We start from the raw sequence: 3,672 nt of genomic DNA on the forward strand, positions 1-3,672 counted from the left end.
TCGGGCCCGCCGTCGGCGAACTCATCCACTCGGCCACGATCGCCGTCGCCGGGGAGGTCCCCGTCGACCGGCTGTGGCACGCGGTCCCCTCGTACCCGACGATCAGCGAGATCTGGCTGCGGCTGCTGGAGGCGTACCGAGGCTGAACCGACCCGAGGCTGAACCGACCGGGCGGAGCGGCTTCCCCCGATCCCGGTCCCCCGGCGAGGCGGCTCCCCCCTGGCTCCCTGGCGGGGCCGCCCGCCCGGGGCATCGGGGGGAAGCCGCTTTCGCCCGGGGCTGACGGCTCGGTCCGCCGTTGGATCAGGCGCCGCTCGGCCCGGTCCGGCAGTGTGGTCGGCCGCGCAGCCGGATGAGGGGGGCCGGCCGCTCAGCCCCGCCGTGGGGCCGGTCGGTCAGTCGGGCAGCAGGAAGCCGAGGGCGCGGGCTGCGCGAGCCGGGGTGGGGTCGTTCCACCGCTCGGCCATCGCCTGGTTCGAGGAGAGGGAACGCAGCTCGGCGTGGTCGAGATAGAGCATGCCGTTCAGGTGGTCCGTCTCGTGCTGGACGATACGGGCGGGCCACCCGGAGAACTCCTCGTCCACCGCCCGCCCCCGCTCGTCGAGCGCCCGCAGCCGGACCTTGGCGTGCCGGGCCACCACGGCCTGCCACCCCGGCACGCTCAGACAGCCCTCGAAGAACGCGTCACGGTACGGTCCGACCGCCTCGTACGCCGGGTTGACCAGGACCCGGAACGGCTGCGGGACCCGCCCCCGGGCCAGCCGCACCTCCTCCGGCACCGGCGCCGGATCCTCGATCACCGCGATCCGCAGGGACACCCCGACCTGGGGTGCGGCGAGGCCGACCCCCGGCGCCGCGTGCATGGTGGCCCGCAGCGCGGCGACGAAACGGGCCAGCAGACCGGCGTCGAGCTGGCCGTCGAAGGGCTCGGCCGTGCGGCGCAGTACCGGATCGCCCGCGGCCACGATCGGCAGCGGGCCCTCACGGGCGAGGAGTTCCTCGACCAGGTCGCTCAGCGGGCGGAACTCGGTGCGCTCTCGTTCGGAAGCCATCGCGCCAGCATGCCAAGCGGGATGACCCGATGCGAGGCGGCTCTCCCGGCCCAGCGGGGCCCGTCCGCCCCTGGACGTCCGTGTGGTCCACGTCACATGAATCGCCGGGAACTCGGTGCCTTCACGCTCCGACTACTGAACCGCCACGACGTCCCCGTCCCCGTACCCCGGAGCAGCCGCCGATGACCATCGCCCCCTCGACCGAGACGGACGAGACCCGGAAACCCGTCACGCCCGACGGCGCGACGAGGAGCGCCTGGGCCTCCCTCAGGCCGCTCGTCCTGCGGCTGCACTTCTACGCGGGAGTCCTGGTCGCCCCGTTCCTGCTGGTCGCCGCCCTGACGGGCGGCCTGTACGCCGCCTCGTTCCAGATCGAGAAGATCGTCTACGCCGACGAGACGACCGTCGCGAAGGTGGGCGACGAGAAGCTGCCGATCTCCGAGCAGGTGGCCGCCGCCCGCAAGGCGCACCCCGAGGGAACCCTCTCTGCCGTACGCCCCTCGCCCGCGGACGACGCGACGACCAGGGTGCTGCTGTCCGGGGTCGAGGGCGTCGATGAGACCGACACGCTCGCGGTGTTCGTCGACCCGTACACGGCGGAGGTCCGCGGGGCGTTGGAGCAGTACGGCGCGACCGGCGCGCTGCCGCTGCGGACCTGGATCGACAAGCTCCACGCCAACCTGCACCTCGGCGAGACCGGCCGCCTCTACAGCGAACTCGCCGCCAGCTGGCTGTGGGTCATCTCGGCCGGCGGTCTCGTCCTCTGGTTCGGCCGCCGTCGCGCCCAGCGCAAGGTGCGCGGCACCAGCGGTCGGCGCCGCACCCTGGGCCTGCACGGCACGGTCGGCGTGTGGGCAGCGGCCGGGTTCTTCTTCCTCTCGGCGACGGGCCTGACCTGGTCGGCGTACGCCGGCGCCAACATCGATGTCCTGCGCACGGAACTGCGCCAGGCCACCCCGGCGATCTCGGCCGCGGCGGGCGACCACGGCGGCCATGACACCGGCGCGGCGGAGGGAGGGGCCGCCGCGGAGGGCGACCTCGACAAGATCCTCGCCGCCGCCCGCGCGAAGGGCCTGGGCGACCCGGTCGAGATCGTGCCGCCCGCCGACGCGTCCTCCGCGTACGTGGTGAAGCAGGTCCAGCGCAGCTGGCCCACCAAGCAGGACGCGGTGGCCGTGGACCCGTCGACCGCCGAGGTCACCGACACCCTCCGGTTCGCCGACTTCCCGGTGCTGGCCAAGCTCACCCGCTGGGGCATCGACGCCCACACCGGCGTCCTGTTCGGCCTGGTCAACCAGCTCCTGCTGATCGCGCTCGCGGCCTCTCTCGTCCTGCTGATCCTCTGGGGCTACCGCATGTGGTGGCAGCGCGGCCGGGCCTCCGCCTTCGGTCGCCCGATCCCGCGCGGAGCCTGGCAGCAGGTGCCCCCGCAGATCCTCGTCCCCGCGCTGGCGGCCGTCGCCGTCCTCGGCTACTTCGTCCCGCTCCTCGGCATCCCGCTCGCCGTGTTCATCGCCGTGGATGTCGTCCTGGGCGAGATCGCCCACCGCAAGGGCGAGCGGACGTACGGGGGCCGGACCGAGGCGAAGCAGGGCGCGGAGTAGCGCGTGCGGCAGGGCGGGCGCGGAGTAGGCGTGGAGCGGTGCTCACTCACAACCGCTCGAAGTCGCCCGACAGGGCGGAGGCGATGCGCAGGTGGGACTCCGCCTCGACGTGCCGGGCCTGGCGTTGCAGGGTGCGGCCCAGCAGCAGTCGGGCGTAGTGCTCCACCGGGTCGCGTTCGACGAGGACGCGCAACTCGGCCTCGGCGCGTTGCAGTTGGGCGGAGTGGTAGTAGGCGCGGGCCAGCAGCAGCCGGGGGCCGGTCTGCTCCGGCACCTCCTCGACCAGCGCGCTGAGGACGCGCGCGGCTGCCGCGTACTCCTCGGCGTCGAAGAACATCCGCGCGCGCTCCCAGCGCTCGGCCGGTGTCCCGTGGTCGTAGTACGTCGTGTCCACTGTGACCTCCTTCGCCGCCGACAACCTGCCGAGTCAGTTGAATATTCCACTGGCTCGGCGGGTGCTGCGAGGTGCCGGGACAGTGGAAACGCGGGGGCGCTGGCGCGGCGGATGGAGCGTGGGACTGGTGGGACTGGTGGGACTGGTGCGGGGCCGGCCGAGGTGATCGGTCAGCGCCCGGCCGCGAGTTCCCCGTTGGCGCGCTCGGTGACGAGGCCCAGTACCCGGCCCGCGACCGCGAGATCCTCCGCCGGGATGCCTGCGTAGATCCTCGCGGAGACCGCCCCGGTCGCGGCGGTGGTCCTCGCGTGGACCTCCCGCCCGGCGTCCGTGATCGCGACGAGGCCCGCCACCGTGGGGCGCTCGACCGCCGCCACCAGCTCCGCCGTGGCCAACCCGTCCAGGACACCGCGTACTTCCTCCGCACCGATCTTGAGGGAGTCGACGACCTGGTCCACTACCTCCTCGCGGGTTACGGGCCCGTCGGCGACCGCGACGACGCGGAGGGTCACCGACTGCTGGAACGTCAGGTCGTACCGGGTGAGCACGGTCTCCAGGACGGCGCGGGCGGCGTAGTGGGCGAGGGCGATGACGCGGCCGTTGAGGGCGGGTGCGGCGGGTG

Annotated in this window: 4 protein-coding genes; 1 reads left to right on the plus strand and 3 read right to left on the minus strand. The window is 73.6% G+C overall.

Annotated features, from left to right (window positions below; translation table 11 throughout):
* Positions 1–395: 395 nt before the first annotated feature.
* On the minus strand, positions 396–1,052 hold the full coding sequence (locus tag AOK15_RS37790) for a peptide deformylase (protein WP_055523297.1): 657 nt from the start codon (positions 1,050–1,052) through the stop codon (positions 396–398).
* A 182-nt stretch (positions 1,053–1,234) separates the two neighbouring features.
* On the opposite strand from AOK15_RS37790, the gene AOK15_RS37795 reads away from it, so the two are divergent.
* On the plus strand, positions 1,235–2,656 hold the full coding sequence (locus AOK15_RS37795) for a PepSY-associated TM helix domain-containing protein (protein WP_055523299.1): 1,422 nt from the start codon (positions 1,235–1,237) through the stop codon (positions 2,654–2,656).
* 46 nt (positions 2,657–2,702) lie between these two features.
* Here AOK15_RS37795 and AOK15_RS37800 read toward each other — a convergent pair whose 3' ends face one another.
* Both AOK15_RS37800 and AOK15_RS37805 read right to left on the minus strand, forming a co-directional pair.
* Positions 2,703–3,050, minus strand: coding sequence for a tetratricopeptide repeat protein (locus AOK15_RS37800; protein ID WP_055523301.1), 348 nt, complete (start codon positions 3,048–3,050; stop codon positions 2,703–2,705).
* A 170-nt stretch (positions 3,051–3,220) separates the two neighbouring features.
* A partial coding sequence (locus AOK15_RS37805) for a hypothetical protein (protein ID WP_063799106.1) occupies positions 3,221–3,672 on the minus strand: 452 nt, incomplete at its 5' end.

It is taken from the genome of Streptomyces ossamyceticus, assembly GCF_001418475.1.
In the GTDB taxonomy this organism is placed as follows: Bacteria; Actinomycetota; Actinomycetes; order Streptomycetales; family Streptomycetaceae; genus Streptomyces; species Streptomyces ossamyceticus.